The sequence below is a fragment of the Psychrobacillus lasiicapitis genome, from assembly GCF_006861795.1.
Classification (GTDB): domain Bacteria; phylum Bacillota; class Bacilli; order Bacillales_A; family Planococcaceae; genus Psychrobacillus; species Psychrobacillus lasiicapitis.
Genome location: NZ_VDGH01000003.1, coordinates 417,205 through 431,388 on the forward strand (window position 1 = coordinate 417,205; position 14,184 = coordinate 431,388).

Genomic DNA, 14,184 nt, shown 5'->3' on the forward strand with positions numbered 1-14,184 from the left:
AGAAGGAGGTGCACGACACATATGGCACGTATTGCTGGTGTTGACATTCCACGCGATAAACGCGTTGTTATTGCATTAACATACATTTACGGAATTGGTAAAACTACTGCACAAAAAGTTTTAGTAGGAGCTGGTATTTCTGAATCGACACGAGTTCGTGATCTTACAGAAGACGAGTTAAACAAAATCCGTGAACAAATCGGTGTATACAAAGTAGAAGGTGACCTTCGTCGTGAAGTATCACTAAATATTAAACGTTTGATGGAAATCGGATCTTTCCGTGGTATCCGTCACCGTCGCGGCTTACCTGTACGCGGACAAAACACGAAGAACAATGCACGTACTCGTAAAGGTCCACGTAAAACAGTCGCTAACAAGAAAAAATAATCGGTAAAGGAGGTTTCTTCTTAACATGGCACGTAAACAACAAACACGTAAGCGTCGTGTGAAAAAGAATATCGAATCCGGTATTGCTCACATTCGCTCAACATTTAATAACACTATTGTGACTATCACAGACATGCAAGGTAATGCACTTTCTTGGTCAAGTGCTGGAGCTCTTGGATTCAGAGGTTCTCGTAAATCTACTCCATTCGCTGCACAAATGGCTGCAGAAACAGCTGCAAAAACTTCTATGGAACATGGTCTTAAAACTTTAGAGGTAACGGTTAAAGGTCCTGGTGCTGGACGTGAAGCGGCTATCCGCGCACTTCAAGCTGCAGGTCTAGAAGTTACAGCTATTAAAGACGTAACACCAGTACCACATAATGGTTGTCGTCCACCAAAACGTCGTCGCGTGTAAAAGGTGCTACTCAAATTGTTTGAGAACATCATTTATTGTACAGACTGAGGTTGTTCAAACAAGCAACCAGTTATACGATCGAATTCATGATGGAAAGAACCTATACATTCGATGTTTTGAGGGAGGGTAAATTGGAATGATCGAAATTGAAAAACCAAAGATTGAAAGTGTAGAAATCAGCGAAAATACCAAGTTTGGTAAATTTGTTGTAGAACCGCTAGAACGTGGCTATGGAAATACTTTGGGAAATTCTTTACGTCGTATCCTTCTGTCTTCTTTACCAGGAGCTGCAGTTACTTCTATTCAGATTGATGGCGTTTTACATGAGTTTTCAACTATTGAAGGCGTAGTGGAAGATGTTGCATCTATTATTATGAATGTGAAAAAGCTAGCTTTAAAAATCTACTCTGATGAAGAAAAAGTCATTGAGATTGATGTAAAAGGAGAGGGAACGATAACAGCTGCTGACATTACACATGACAGTGATGTTGAGATATTAAATCCAGAACTCTATATTGCAACAATCGGCAAAAATGGTCATTTCCGTATGCGTATGTACGCAGGTCGAGGCCGTGGCTACACTCCTGCTGATCAAAACAAACGTGAGGATCTTCCTATCGGCGTAATCCCGATCGACTCTATTTATACTCCAGTTTCACGCGTTAATTTTCAAGTGGAGAATACCCGTGTTGGGCAATCGTCTAACTACGATAAACTAACTCTTGATGTGTGGACAGATGGCAGCACCGGTCCTAAAGAGGCGATTTCGCTTGGAGCAAAAATCTTAACAGAGCACTTGAATATTTTCGTAGGGATGACAGACGAGGCACAAACTGCTGAAATCATGGTCGAAAAAGAAGAAGATCAAAAAGAGAAAGTATTAGAGATGACTATCGAAGAGCTTGATCTTTCTGTTCGTTCTTATAATTGTTTAAAACGCGCAGGTATTAATACAGTACTTGAGCTTGCAAACAAATCAGAAGATGACATGATGAAAGTAAGAAACCTAGGACGTAAATCCTTAGAAGAAGTAAGAGCGAAGTTAGATGAGCTTGGCTTAGGATTACGTAAAGAAGACTAAGCGATTTTTGATATAGCTAGATTTGAACTATTCACCAAAGGAGGGAAACATCCATGGGTTACAGAAAACTTGGACGTACAAGTTCTCAACGTAAAGCGATGTTACGTGACTTAACAACAGACTTAATCATTAACGAGCGTATTCAAACTACTGAAGCACGCGCTAAGGAATTGCGTTCTGTCGTTGAAAAAATGATCACTTTAGGTAAACGCGGAGATTTGCATGCACGTCGTTTAGCTGCATCTTACATTCGTCGTGAAGTAGCAACTTCTACTGACGAAGAAGGCAATGAAACAAATGTATTTGCATTACAAAAGTTGTTTGATGATGTAGCACCACGTTACGCAGATCGTCAAGGCGGTTATACTCGTATTATGAAAGTTGGACCTCGTCGCGGAGACGGAGCACCAGTTGTAGTAATTGAGTTAGTTTAATTTAATTTATTCTACAAATTGAAGAGGGAAATTGGTGTATCCTACCACCCCTCTTCTTTTTTCAAACAGATTTATACGACATTATAAAAGCAGAGTGTTACGATGAGCGGACTTAAACATTAAGTTGCGTCTCGTCTAGCTCTACGCACCTCATTTTCGGATTGGTCTTGAGCAGCCAATCTTGAAATAAGTTATAGAAGAGCGCATTTCTCTAAATGAGGTGCGCGCTTTTTTAATTTGTCGTAATATAGTGTAAAGCGTATTAGTTTAGCTGAGACGAGCTAGAGGAGGTAAAGGATGAAACGAGAAATTATTTCTTTACAAGAAGTAACTTTTACATATGCAGAAGAAGATAAAAGCATGCGACCTGCAGTAAATAATGTATCGTATACAGTTTACGAAGGAGAATGGGTTGCGATTGTCGGTCATAACGGGTCAGGAAAATCGACGCTTGCACGTTTAATGAATGGTCTTCTATTTCCTCAGACGGGAAAAGTACGAGTTTTTGGAGAGCCGTTAGATGAACAAAGCTTATGGGATACCCGCTCACAAATGGGAATGGTTTTTCAAAATCCGGATAACCAGTTTGTAGGGGCAACCGTGCAAGATGATGTTGCGTTTGCTTTAGAAAATAACGGGGTCCCTTTTGAGGAAATGGTAGAACGAGTCAAACGGTCTTTACTAAAAGTGAAAATGAGCGATTTTATGAATAGTGAGCCGCATCATTTATCAGGTGGGCAAAAACAACGTGTTGCGATTGCGGGAGCAATTGCTTTACAGCCCAAAATATTATTGCTAGACGAGGCGACCTCTATGTTAGACCCACAAGGAAGAGATGAAGTCCTTTCAACCGTACAACAGCTTAGAGCAGAGACAGATTTGACCGTTATTTCTATTACACATGATTTGGAAGAAGCGTTACTTGCTGATCGGGTCATTATGATGAATCAAGGGAACAAATATGCAGAAGGAAAGCCCGAAGAGATCTTTCAGCGTGGACAGGAGTTAGTCGATTTAGGATTAGATCTTCCTTTTGCAATGAATGTTTCTAGATTATTAAAGAAACAAGGAGTTACACTAGTAGCAGAACATATGTCAGAAGAAGAATTGGTGAATGATTTATGGACATCACACTTCAACAAGTAAGTTACGCCTATGCGAAAAATACACCATTTGAAAAAAGAGCTCTTTATGATGTAGATTTACATATTCCTTCTGGATCGTATCAAGCGATTATTGGCCATACTGGTTCAGGTAAGTCAACGGTTTTACAGCATTTAAATGCATTATTAAAACCGACGGAAGGTTCGATTAAAATTGGGGATGTAGAAGTAAAGGCAGAGAAGAAAAGCAAGCAGCTTAGAAAAGTGAGACAAAAAGTAGGGATAGTATTTCAATTTCCAGAGCATCAATTGTTTGATGAAACAGTGTTAAAAGATATTATGTTTGGTCCGATGAACTTTGGCGTGTCGGAAGAAGAAGCAAAACGCCGCGCAATAGATCTAGTAAAATTACTGGGTTTACCGGATGAAGTATTAGAAAAGTCACCCTTTGATTTATCAGGAGGACAAATGAGACGTGTTGCCATTGCGGGAGTTCTTGCGATGAATCCAGAGGTGTTAGTACTAGATGAGCCAACAGCAGGTCTAGACCCACGAGGAAGAAAAGAAATAATGGATTTGTTTTATCACCTGCATAAAGAAAAAGGGTTAACCACGGTTCTTGTAACCCATAGTATGGAAGATGCCGCGAGATATGCGGATCGAATTGCCATTATGCATGATGGTAAATGTGTATTGGCAGGAACACCGCAAGAAATTTTTTCGGATGAAGTTCGTTTGATGGATTATCGTTTGGAACTTCCTCAAAGTATAAAGTTTCAAAAAAAAGTAGAACAAATGATGGAAAAGAAGCTACCTGTACTTTGTTTAACGGAAGAAATGTTAGCAGAGGAACTTGCGCAGTTTTTGAAGAAGGAGCGTGAGTTGTAATGTTAGAGAAAATGATATTTGGTCGATTTATACCGGGAGATTCGTTTATTCATAGGTTAGATGCACGTGCAAAATTGATCTTTGTATTTTTATTTATTGCGGTTGTTTTTATCGCAAACAACTGGATTACTTATGCAATTTTAGTTTTGTTTACATTTTTGATCATCCGAATGTCTAGAATTAGGCTTTATTTTTTGGTCAACGGGTTGAAGCCAGTCGTTATTTTAATCATTTTTACATTCTTATTGCATTTGTTTTTTACACGAGAAGGTGCAATTATATTTGAGTGGAAATTTTTAAGGATATATGAGGAAGGTTTACGTCAAGGGATATTCATTTCCATCCGCTTTTTTGTCCTTGTTATTTTGACATCTATTTTAACGCTCACAACGACCCCTATTTCGATTACAGATGCATTGGAGACATTATTAAACCCATTAAAGAAATGGAAGCTTCCTGTACACGAATTAGCGCTTATGATGTCCATTTCGTTAAGATTCATCCCAACTTTGATGGATGAAACGGATAAAATTATGAAGGCGCAAATGGCGAGAGGCTCGGATATGACAACTGGTAGTATGAAAGAAAGAATGAATGCGATAGTCCCGTTACTTATTCCTTTGTTTGTTAGTGCATTTAAAAGAGCCGAAGATTTGGCGACTGCTATGGAGGTGCGCGGCTATAAAGGTGGGGAAGGAAGAACAAGATATCGTAAACTAGAATGGGCAACAAAAGATACGGTAATCATCGTTATTCTCCTTATACTAGCGATCATTCTCGTTTATTTTAGATCGTAATCGGAGGTGTATGTCATGCGGCTACGAGCAATTATTAGTTATGACGGAAGTGCGTTTTCAGGTTATCAGGTACAACCGGGAAAACGAACCGTCCAGTTGGAATTAGAAAGAGTACTACAGACAATGCACAAAGGGCCTATTGTAAAAGTGGTTGCTAGTGGAAGAACGGATGCCGGTGTACATGCAACAGGACAAGTTATCCATTTCGATAGTGAGCTTACATTGCCTATGGATCGCTGGAGAACGGCTTTAAATGTACAATTACCAGGAGATATTCGGGTGTTGTCAGTGGAACAAGTGCAGAATGATTTTCATGCAAGATATAATGCAGTTGGTAAAACGTATCGTTATATTTGGTCATTGAATGAAGTGCATAGTCCATTTGAACGCAATTATAGCGTGCATGTAGACCGTTATAAGCCGAATATTGAGCGGATGAAAGAGGCGTCTAATCATTTGCTTGGAACCCATGATTTTTCAAGTTTCTGTGCATCTAACACGAGTGTAAAAGATTTTGTGAGAACAATCGATTCGATTCGTTTGGAAGTTGATAAAGAGATGAATCAGCTTCAAATGGAGATTAGCGGAAATGGATTTTTATATAATATGGTTCGAATTATTGCAGGAACTTTATGGGAAATTGGAATCGGAAAAAAAAGTGTGGAGGACTTGCCGGCAATCTTGCAATCATGCGATCGAAAAAATGCTGGTAAAACCGCACCAGCACACGGTTTATACCTAGAAAAAGTAGTGTATTCAGAATGAAGCAACCTTTCCAGGTGTTTTTCATAAAATGCTTGACTAAATGACGTATTCGGGGTAAGATGATGTATGGTATTTTCATTAACCCCACAATATAAGCCCCGAAACTTATTGGTATGAGGATATAGAAAATTATAGATCGATTATGATTGAATTAGGAGGACAAAATACATGCGTACAACATTCATGGCTAAAGGTCACGAAGTAGAACGTAAATGGTTAGTAGTAGACGCTGAAGGCCAAACTCTTGGTCGTCTAGCTTCAGAAGTTGCAGCTATTTTACGTGGTAAAAACAAACCAACATTTACACCAAACGTTGATACAGGTGATCACGTGATCATTATCAATGCGGAAAAAATTCATTTAACTGGGAACAAGTTAAATGATAAAATTTACTACCGTCACACACAATTCTCTGGTGGACTTAAACAACGTACTGCTTTAGAAATGCGTACTAAGTACCCAACAAAAATGATCGAATTAGCGATCAAAGGAATGCTTCCTAAAAACTCTTTAGGACGTCAAATGTTTTCTAAACTAAACGTTTACGCTGGAGCAGAGCATCCACATGCAGCACAAAAACCAGAAGCATATGAGCTTCGCGGATAATAACTAAGAGGAGGACATACACTTGGCACAAGTTCAATATATCGGCACTGGTCGCCGTAAAAGTTCAGTAGCACGCGTACGTTTAGTACCAGGCGAAGGAAAAATCGTTATTAACAAACGTGACGTTGAAGATTACGTACCATACGAAACTTTACGTGAAGTTATTAAACAACCATTAGTAACTACTCAAACTTTAGGTAGCTATGATGTACACGTAAACGTAAATGGTGGAGGATTCACAGGTCAAGCAGGAGCAATCCGTCACGGTATTGCACGTGCACTACTTACAGTAGACCCTGATTTCCGTTCAGCATTAAAATCAGCTGGATTCTTAACACGTGACCCACGTATGAAAGAACGTAAAAAACCAGGACTTAAAGGCGCTCGTCGTGCACCTCAGTTCTCAAAACGTTAATATTATATTATCAGTTCAAAGCACTTCTCGAGATATATCGAGAGGTGCTTTTTTAGTTTTGGGAAATTAAAAATGGATGACATGTAAATAGTTTTCTCTCAACAACATAATATATGCTCTTTTTAGGGAGAATACGTCATAAAAAGATTTATTAAGTTGATCTTTGGCAAGTGTCGCCGACTGCAGTGAAAATCAATGTTTGGAAACTACTTGCTTACTCGTAATCGAATAGCTAAAAAAAAGTAAGAATGCTTGAATCCAGTAAATGGCCAAGAGTAAAGAAAGCAACCAATTCTAGAAATAACAAGTTACTTGATATGAGACGACTATCACTCTGACTCATTTTAAATATTGTCCATATTTCCTTAACGTTGGGAGTAAAAGCTATTACGAAACGCCTTCCTCTTTAGTTAAAAATAGCTTCGGTAAGGTAGAGGCGGTACAGATTACTGTATCCGGACATGAATGTTTTAAAAAGTAGTTGTTTCGTTGTTTTTGGAGGTGTATATTAAGTGAAATATTTTAAAAGTTGAAAAACGTGGGTGAGATGATGAATAATGGAGTTTACTTCTGAAAGATAATTGTTTCGTTCGTATACACAAGATGACTTTGATTTCTTGTATGGCATGCTCTCTGATCCAGCAATGGTGTGCTATATCGGAAATGGAGAGACACGAGATTTAAATGAAGCTGAAGTATTTTTAGAATGGATTTACAGAAACAATGAGATGAATCCAGAGTATGGGTTAAAAGTGGTTGTTCGGAAAGAAGATAGTGTTTCGGTCGGGCATGCTGGTAATTGTCCCGCAAAAAGTAAAGGGGAAGGAAGAACTGAAGGCAGGTAGGTTAATGGATTGCAAAGCAGTTAGGAGTAGATAGATTTATTTCTCTAATTCAACAGGGGAATAAAGCTTCTAGAAAGTAGTGGATAAAAATGGAGTGAGTTTAGAAGCAGAGATTATTTTAAAAGTACGGAATATGTATGTCTATTCAATTTCAGGAAAAAGAGGAAATGTATGAGAAGTAAATTTAATATAGTTACATCAACGATTCTCGTTAGTATATTTATTGCAAGGTTTGGGACTTTTTTAGTTTTGCCATACTTAACGTTGTTTTTATTAGATGAGTTCCATTACTCAGCGGTACAAATAGGTACAGTTATTTCTACGCTTGCTTTATCAAATTTAATCATGAGCTTCTTGATAGGGCCATATATCGATAGGTTTCCTAAAGATAAAGTGATTATAACCGGGTTAATCGGTTACTTGGGTTGTTATATATATTTTCCTTTTATCGAGCAGTATGGTGGATTTATATTGTTTGCAGCATTGCTCGGTGCGAGCCAAGCAATCGTTGAACCGACTTATCGCGTGTTATTAAGTCTTTATACGGAACCGGAAAATAGAAGGTTCATCTTTAATATTCGATATTTTCTCATCAATATTTCTGCTGCTATTGCACCTTTAACATCTGTGTATTTTCAGCAGTTTGGTATGGAAAATTTGTTTTTTGTAGTAGGCTTTATTTTCTTTATTAATATTATGACCTTTGCAATCATTTTTAAAAAATATCCAATGAAGCAAGTATCCGGACATAAGGAAAAACCGTCTATTTTTCAATCCTTCTATGTATTTAAAAAGGATTATGCATTTGGCATTTTCATATTGGCATTAATTTTCATCAGCTTTGGATATAGTCAGTTCGACTCGACGTTTAGTCAATATTTAGGTACACGATTTAACCATGAGCTAGCAATTCAATATTTTGCATGGCTAATCACGACAAATGCTATTACAGTAATTATTATTCAATATTTTGTTTATAAATTAGGGGAAGTTATTAGTACAACATCTTCTCTTATAATAGGCAGTGCTTTGTTGTCGTTAGGCCTCATCTGCTTTGGGCAGAGCGAAAAAATTCTTATATTAATAGCGGCAATGGTTGTTTTTACAGCCGGTGAAGTGTTAGTTTTCACAATGATTGATATACATATTGATGGTATGTGTGAGGATCATGAAAAAGGAACATATTTTGCATTATCTGGTGTGAAATCAATTGGACGAATTGCTGGACCGAGTATGGGAGGCTTTCTTTTAGACAGTTTAAATAGTGGTGCGTTTGTATTTACGGTTATTGGTGGAGTTACTTTGCTTGCAATACCATCGTTCTATCTTAGTAACCGAATGAAAGAAGGGAAGAATAGACATGAAATTATTCAATCTGATTAAAAACGAAAAAGAGTATTGGTTAGTAGATCAAGTGAAGATGGAAGGTAAATCGGAAGAGGATTACATAGAAGCGTTTAAGAAAATCTTAAAAGCTTACGACGATGAAAAAATAGGATATCTATCTTTATTAATGGATGAGGCATTTGAAAACTGGTTGCTTAAGCAAGATTTAAAAAAGATTTCTTCTATCGTGGAATACACGAAGCTTTTAGAAGAGGAGATGGAGCGGGAAAGTGAACTGTTATTTCATTCGTTAGCAGAAGGTTTGATAACAGATACGGAATTTGCACAAGCGTATGAATTGTGTAGGACAGGAACTGCAAATAAAAATATACCTCAGCCAATTGAGCAGGTGATGGAGTCCATTAGTAAAGAGTTAGGGGAAGACTGGAGAAGCCATTGCTACTACTTTTTAAAAGGTCGGAAATTAGTCGGGATAAGTATTCCACATATTGAGATGGGAACAGAAGAAGAAGGAAGAATGTTCTACTTTGGAGTGGTTCCAGAAATGCGAGGGATGGGTTTAGGTGCTGAAATTCACAAAATAACACTTTCAATCATGAAGAATATGAAAGCTACATACTATGTTGGTAGTACAGATAAAAGTAATGCGCATATGGTGCAGATATTTAAGAAAAATGGCTGCGTATTAAGAGATAAAAAAGGAATTTATCGAATCGAAAAATGACTCACTGAAGCTATCATACTCTTTGTCCCTCATACGTATAATGAGTGAAAAAGGAGCGATGGACCTGAAAAAGTGGATAATCATCTCGGCATTGTTTTTCATCTCTTTACTTGCTGTTATTTATGGCACGAAGGCAAGTGATACTGGTTTTTTCCTGCCAAATCCGTTAAGTGGCGTGAAAATAGTCATTGACCCGGGGCATGGGGGGATAGATGGGGGAGCAAGTCATGGGGAGGTAGTGGAACGTGATATTACATTAGCGATGTCCTTAAAGCTAGAGAAAAAGCTAAAAGCACAAGGAGCGACAGTCGTCATGACACGCACGAAAGAAGGAGATGCAGTAGCAGAACATAATCCGGATGGGGATTTTCCCACTACTCGTGCTAGAAAGCGGGCAGATTTACTCCTTCGAGAAGAGATTATGAACAACTCAGAAGCTGATATTGTCCTTAGCTTACATGTGAATGCAGTTCCGGAAGAGAGATGGCGTGGTGCACAAGTATTTTATCACGCGGATGGTCACGAAGGTGGAGAACTTTTAGCTAAGTCCATTCAAGGTTCTATTAGAGAAAGTATAGGCAATACAGAGAGAGAAGCACTCGCTATTAAACAGGTGTATATTTTGAAAAAAGCAAAAGCCCCAGCAGTGTTAGTAGAAACCGGCTTTATAAGTAACAATGAAGAGCGAGAATTACTGCAATCGGATAAATACCAAAATCAAATGGTCGATGCCATTTCAGATGGAGTACTTCGTTTTGTAGAAGACAATATTTACTGAGCCAATGTTTAGGAATGTAGACACTCGTATATGGTATACTATATGGCGAATAGTTAACTAAAGGGGAGTGTCTACAGATGATTAATGAACAACAAGTTCGTGCGTTACTTGGCGAATTGAATGATCCATTTTTACATAGAACTTTAGAAGAAACAAACGGAATATCGACAGTATCCATAAAAGAAGAAAAAAATCATGTTAGTGTTAAACTAGCAATTGCCAAAATAAATTCAGCAGAGCAAATGCAACTACAAAGTAAAGTAGTGGAAGTATTAAAAGAGGCAGGAGCAGCAACGGTAGGTATCCGCTTTGAAGAATTACCAAAAGAGGTATTAGAACAGTTCCGTGGGAAAGCAAAGGAAAGCGATAATGAGAGCATTCTATCCCCTAATAGCAAAGTAAAGATCATCTCTATCGCTTCTGGCAAGGGTGGAGTTGGTAAATCTACTGTATCGGTTAACTTAGCTGTAGCGCTTGCACGTTTAGGTAAAAAAGTTGGACTAGTGGATGCAGATATCTACGGGTTTAGTGTGCCGGATATGATGGGGGTAAAAGATATCCCACAAATAAAAGATGACCGTATCATTCCGGTAGAACGCAAAGGGGTAAAAGTGATCTCTATGGGGTTCTTCGTTGAAAATAATACGCCAGTCGTTTGGCGTGGACCAATGCTAGGAAAAGTTTTAGATCAATTTTTCAAAGATGTTGAGTGGGGAGAATTAGATTTCTTACTATTAGATTTACCACCAGGCACTGGAGATGTTGCATTAGACATTCACCAAATGTTGCCGGCTTCTAAAGAGATTGTTGTTACAACACCGCATCCAACAGCTGCTTTCGTTGCTGCAAGAGCAGGTGCGATGGCACTTCAAACAGATCATGAAATACTGGGTGTTATTGAAAATATGTCTTGGTATGAAGCGAAATCTACAGGAGAGCGTGAATTTGTATTCGGTAAAGGCGGTGGTCCTAAGCTTGCGGAAGAACTACGAACAGAATTACTTGGTCAACTTCCATTAGGACAGCCAGATTGGAATGATATCGATTTTGCTCCATCTGTCTATGCTGAAACGCATGAAACAGGGAAAATCTATTTAGAAATTGCACAAAAAGTAATTGAAAAAGCATAAGAAAAGGCCGTTTCCTCTAAGGGAGCGGCCTTACTTTTGTGTCTCATCTTTCTTTTCGTCAGAAGCACCAGATTCCTCTTTGGATCCACCGCCGCTTTCTTTCTGTGAACCAGAACCAGCTTCTTCCACTAGTTTTTGCCACTTTGCTTGCAATAAAGGACTTTGGATCGTTTCCTCTACAACCTTTTGCATTTCTTTCCGCATATCACTGGATTGTAGCACCTTTTCTAATTCCTTTTTCATCTCAGCAGAACCAAAAAAGCTTTCTAAGTCTTTTAAATAGGTCGGATCCTTCATGAGTGCTTTCATGAGTTCTTCTTGCTGTTTCAGCATACTTTTGGCCATTGTTTCCGAAAATTTAGGGTCTTGGTAAACTTCCTTCCAGAATTCTTCTGCTTCCTTCGATAGCATTGTTTGTTCAACGGATTTTTTTACCTGCTCATGATCAATTACTAACAGTTCTTTAAATTGCGGGTCATCTAAAAGTGTTCGAATGGCTTTTTTTCCGTCTTCGGTTTGTAACGCATCTATGAGCATTTTTTTATTTTCCTCATAGGAGGGAGGAGCAGTAGAGCTGCTACATCCGGCAAGAAGCCCAAGACTCAACAAAATAAGTGCAAAATACTTCATTATCGTCACCGTCCTTTCGATTATTGTTCACATTTGTTTCAGAAATATGTATAGTAACTAGGAAGAAATAGATTTTTGGGTAAATGGTTGTTACAATTTAAAAAGAAGAAAAAGAAAAGTTGGAGGAAATTTTGCTGTGACTATACGAAATTGGTTTAAATTTTTTCTAAATGCCATGTTAATCGGTGGAGTCATTACCGGTATTTTGGGCTTATTTATACGTTGGGATGATGCTTTTGCTAAATATTTTGAAGCAGGGCAGTGGGGAGAATTTTTTGCAGCATTTGCATTTATGATTGTTATGGGCTTTACTGTAAGTGTAATAGCACAAATGGGTTATTTTGCTTACTTAACAATTCATCAAATGGGTGTTAATATTTTTAGGACCCTTACACTTTGGAATTGGGTTCAATTACTCATTATTGTAATTGTCATTTTTGATTTAATTATGTTTCGATTTCGACCAAATGCAGAGACTACCGGACAAATTTGGCTATATGTTATCTTACTTGCGATATTAATAATTACGGCTATAGTAGTTGCTATTGCTAAAGCGAATATGACCAAAAAACATACCCTTATTTCTGCATTATTTTTTATGATTGTTGTCTCTACACTGGAATGGTTACCAGTACTAATGGTACGAGCAGATAATGTAGATAGTTGGGTAACATTATTATTATTCCCGATTCTTGCAGTAAATGCCTACCAATTATTGGCTTTACCAAAATACAATGCAAAATCAGACGAGGATCGTTTGAAACTAGAAGCACGCAGAAAAGAAAGAAGAGAAGCTGCTGCTAAAACAAAGTAAATGAAAACTGCCATGACGAATGATTACCATGGCAGTTTTTTATAATTAGGCTTATCAATTTTATTCAGGAAACGTTTTTGTATTCATTTTTAAACCGAATATATTTTGTTCTATAGGTAAAAATGATTGAGACTTTAAAAGTTTGGTGAGTTGCTTTATATCAACCCTTTCCTCTTGGTGAAGTGGTACGGAAAGAACGTCTCCTTTTGAAAGTACAGGAACTTCCCCATTCCAATACTTGCTGGAACTTAGCAAGTTTACCTCTTGATCCCAAGCAATTTCTTGAACTTCCACTGGAAATTGATAATCCTTCGTTCGGAACCAAAGCGGTTTTTCACCCATAGCCTTATCGAATTGCTCCACTTCTTTTTGAAATAAATCAGGATTCTCTATATACGTTGCCCCATCCTGCCCTAAAAGCCCAATCGGAATATGCTTATCTTGCATAATCTTTATAATGGGCGCCGAACGTTCCATCCACTCGGTGCTTATAAAAAAATGTGGATAAGGTGCTTCTAAATCTTTTAGCAAAGTTTCAATCTCCTCTTTTCCAAAGGTCAAATCAATTGTAACTGTTTTTCCGTATGTTCCTTTAGAAATTACGGTTGGTTTTTCTGTTAATTGAAACACAGGTAGGATAGAAGAATAGTTTCTTGGAGCGATGAATAACAGTGTGATTAATAATGCGAATGAACCGACCAACAATAGCTTTTTTTTCAAAGTAACACGCACCTTTTCAAATCATTTTAATAAACTTTATGTTTTAGTGTTGACATTCATGTTTAAACGATGTTAAGATACAAAGGTCGCCAAAACAAAACGACAACTTAAACAACATGAACATTGAAAACTGAACATGCAAAACGTTAAGACATATAGCTTGATAGACTATTTTATTTTAGTCTGATAGCAAAACAATTATGACATCATTTAATGATGATGCCAGCAAAACAAAATGAGCTTTTTAAGTTCTCTATTATGGAGAGTTTGATCCTGGCTCAGGACGAACGCTGGCGGCGTGCCTA

General features: G+C 37.8%; 18 protein-coding genes. 16 read left to right on the forward strand and 2 right to left on the reverse strand.

Annotation, left to right across the window (positions count from 1 at the left end; translation table 11 throughout):
- The first annotated feature begins 21 nt into the window (after nucleotides 1-21).
- From rpsM to FG382_RS07210, 15 genes are all read left to right on the forward strand, one after another.
- Entirely contained in the window at nucleotides 22-387 is a 366-nt protein-coding gene (gene rpsM, locus FG382_RS07140) for a 30S ribosomal protein S13 (protein ID WP_142538205.1), read from the forward strand.
- A gap of 25 nt (nucleotides 388-412) precedes the next feature.
- A complete protein-coding gene (gene rpsK / locus FG382_RS07145; RefSeq protein WP_053591340.1) occupies nucleotides 413-802 on the forward strand; it encodes a 30S ribosomal protein S11 in 390 nt (129 codons plus the stop codon).
- 136 nt (nucleotides 803-938) lie between these two features.
- Complete coding sequence (locus tag FG382_RS07150; protein WP_142538206.1) at nucleotides 939-1,883, forward strand: DNA-directed RNA polymerase subunit alpha; 945 nt, start codon at nucleotides 939-941, stop codon at nucleotides 1,881-1,883.
- A 53-nt stretch (nucleotides 1,884-1,936) separates the two neighbouring features.
- The gene (gene rplQ / locus FG382_RS07155; RefSeq protein WP_142538207.1) at nucleotides 1,937-2,317 is read left to right on the forward strand and encodes a 50S ribosomal protein L17; all 381 of its coding nucleotides are present in this window, start codon (nucleotides 1,937-1,939) and stop codon (nucleotides 2,315-2,317) included.
- Nucleotides 2,318-2,614: 297 nt separating this feature from the next.
- Nucleotides 2,615-3,463, forward strand: coding sequence for an energy-coupling factor ABC transporter ATP-binding protein (locus FG382_RS07160; protein WP_142538208.1), 849 nt, complete (start codon nucleotides 2,615-2,617; stop codon nucleotides 3,461-3,463).
- Complete coding sequence (locus tag FG382_RS07165; protein WP_142538209.1) at nucleotides 3,439-4,308, forward strand: energy-coupling factor ABC transporter ATP-binding protein; 870 nt, start codon at nucleotides 3,439-3,441, stop codon at nucleotides 4,306-4,308. The genes FG382_RS07160 and FG382_RS07165 overlap by 25 nt, the downstream gene beginning before the upstream one ends.
- The gene (locus FG382_RS07170) at nucleotides 4,308-5,105 is read left to right on the forward strand and encodes an energy-coupling factor transporter transmembrane component T family protein (protein WP_142538210.1); all 798 of its coding nucleotides are present in this window, start codon (nucleotides 4,308-4,310) and stop codon (nucleotides 5,103-5,105) included. Before FG382_RS07165 ends, FG382_RS07170 begins: the two co-directional genes overlap by 1 nt.
- Before the next feature lie 15 nt (nucleotides 5,106-5,120).
- Nucleotides 5,121-5,870 (forward strand): tRNA pseudouridine(38-40) synthase TruA, encoded by a 750-nt coding sequence (gene truA, locus FG382_RS07175; protein WP_142538211.1) that lies wholly within the window; start codon nucleotides 5,121-5,123, stop codon nucleotides 5,868-5,870.
- Between the two features lie 168 nt (nucleotides 5,871-6,038).
- Nucleotides 6,039-6,476, forward strand: coding sequence for a 50S ribosomal protein L13 (rplM, locus tag FG382_RS07180; protein WP_142538212.1), 438 nt, complete (start codon nucleotides 6,039-6,041; stop codon nucleotides 6,474-6,476).
- 22 nt (nucleotides 6,477-6,498) lie between these two features.
- Nucleotides 6,499-6,891 (forward strand): 30S ribosomal protein S9, encoded by a 393-nt coding sequence (gene rpsI / locus FG382_RS07185; RefSeq protein WP_142538213.1) that lies wholly within the window; start codon nucleotides 6,499-6,501, stop codon nucleotides 6,889-6,891.
- A gap of 581 nt (nucleotides 6,892-7,472) precedes the next feature.
- Entirely contained in the window at nucleotides 7,473-7,736 is a 264-nt protein-coding gene (locus FG382_RS07190; RefSeq protein WP_142538214.1) for a GNAT family N-acetyltransferase, read from the forward strand.
- A gap of 171 nt (nucleotides 7,737-7,907) precedes the next feature.
- Nucleotides 7,908-9,119 (forward strand): MFS transporter, encoded by a 1,212-nt coding sequence (locus FG382_RS07195; RefSeq protein WP_142538215.1) that lies wholly within the window; start codon nucleotides 7,908-7,910, stop codon nucleotides 9,117-9,119.
- Nucleotides 9,097-9,807 (forward strand): GNAT family N-acetyltransferase, encoded by a 711-nt coding sequence (locus tag FG382_RS07200; RefSeq protein ID WP_142538216.1) that lies wholly within the window; start codon nucleotides 9,097-9,099, stop codon nucleotides 9,805-9,807. Before FG382_RS07195 ends, FG382_RS07200 begins: the two co-directional genes overlap by 23 nt.
- A 64-nt stretch (nucleotides 9,808-9,871) precedes the next feature.
- Entirely contained in the window at nucleotides 9,872-10,585 is a 714-nt protein-coding gene (locus tag FG382_RS07205; protein ID WP_142538234.1) for an N-acetylmuramoyl-L-alanine amidase, read from the forward strand.
- Nucleotides 10,586-10,662: 77 nt separating this feature from the next.
- Nucleotides 10,663-11,715: an Mrp/NBP35 family ATP-binding protein gene (locus FG382_RS07210; RefSeq protein ID WP_142538217.1), complete on the forward strand. Its 1,053-nt coding sequence runs from the start codon at nucleotides 10,663-10,665 to the stop codon at nucleotides 11,713-11,715.
- Nucleotides 11,716-11,745: 30 nt separating this feature from the next.
- Here the strand turns inward: FG382_RS07210 and gerD are convergent, their stop codons facing one another.
- Nucleotides 11,746-12,345, reverse strand: a complete 600-nt coding sequence (gerD, locus tag FG382_RS07215; protein WP_142538218.1) for a spore germination lipoprotein GerD — start codon at nucleotides 12,343-12,345, stop codon at nucleotides 11,746-11,748.
- A 136-nt stretch (nucleotides 12,346-12,481) separates the two neighbouring features.
- Here gerD and FG382_RS07220 point away from each other — a divergent pair, with 136 nt between their 5' ends.
- Nucleotides 12,482-13,159 (forward strand): KinB-signaling pathway activation protein, encoded by a 678-nt coding sequence (locus FG382_RS07220; RefSeq protein ID WP_142538219.1) that lies wholly within the window; start codon nucleotides 12,482-12,484, stop codon nucleotides 13,157-13,159.
- A gap of 60 nt (nucleotides 13,160-13,219) precedes the next feature.
- Here the strand turns inward: FG382_RS07220 and FG382_RS07225 are convergent, their stop codons facing one another.
- Nucleotides 13,220-13,879: a polysaccharide deacetylase family protein gene (locus FG382_RS07225; protein ID WP_142538220.1), complete on the reverse strand. Its 660-nt coding sequence runs from the start codon at nucleotides 13,877-13,879 to the stop codon at nucleotides 13,220-13,222.
- Nucleotides 13,880-14,184 lie beyond the last annotated feature (305 nt).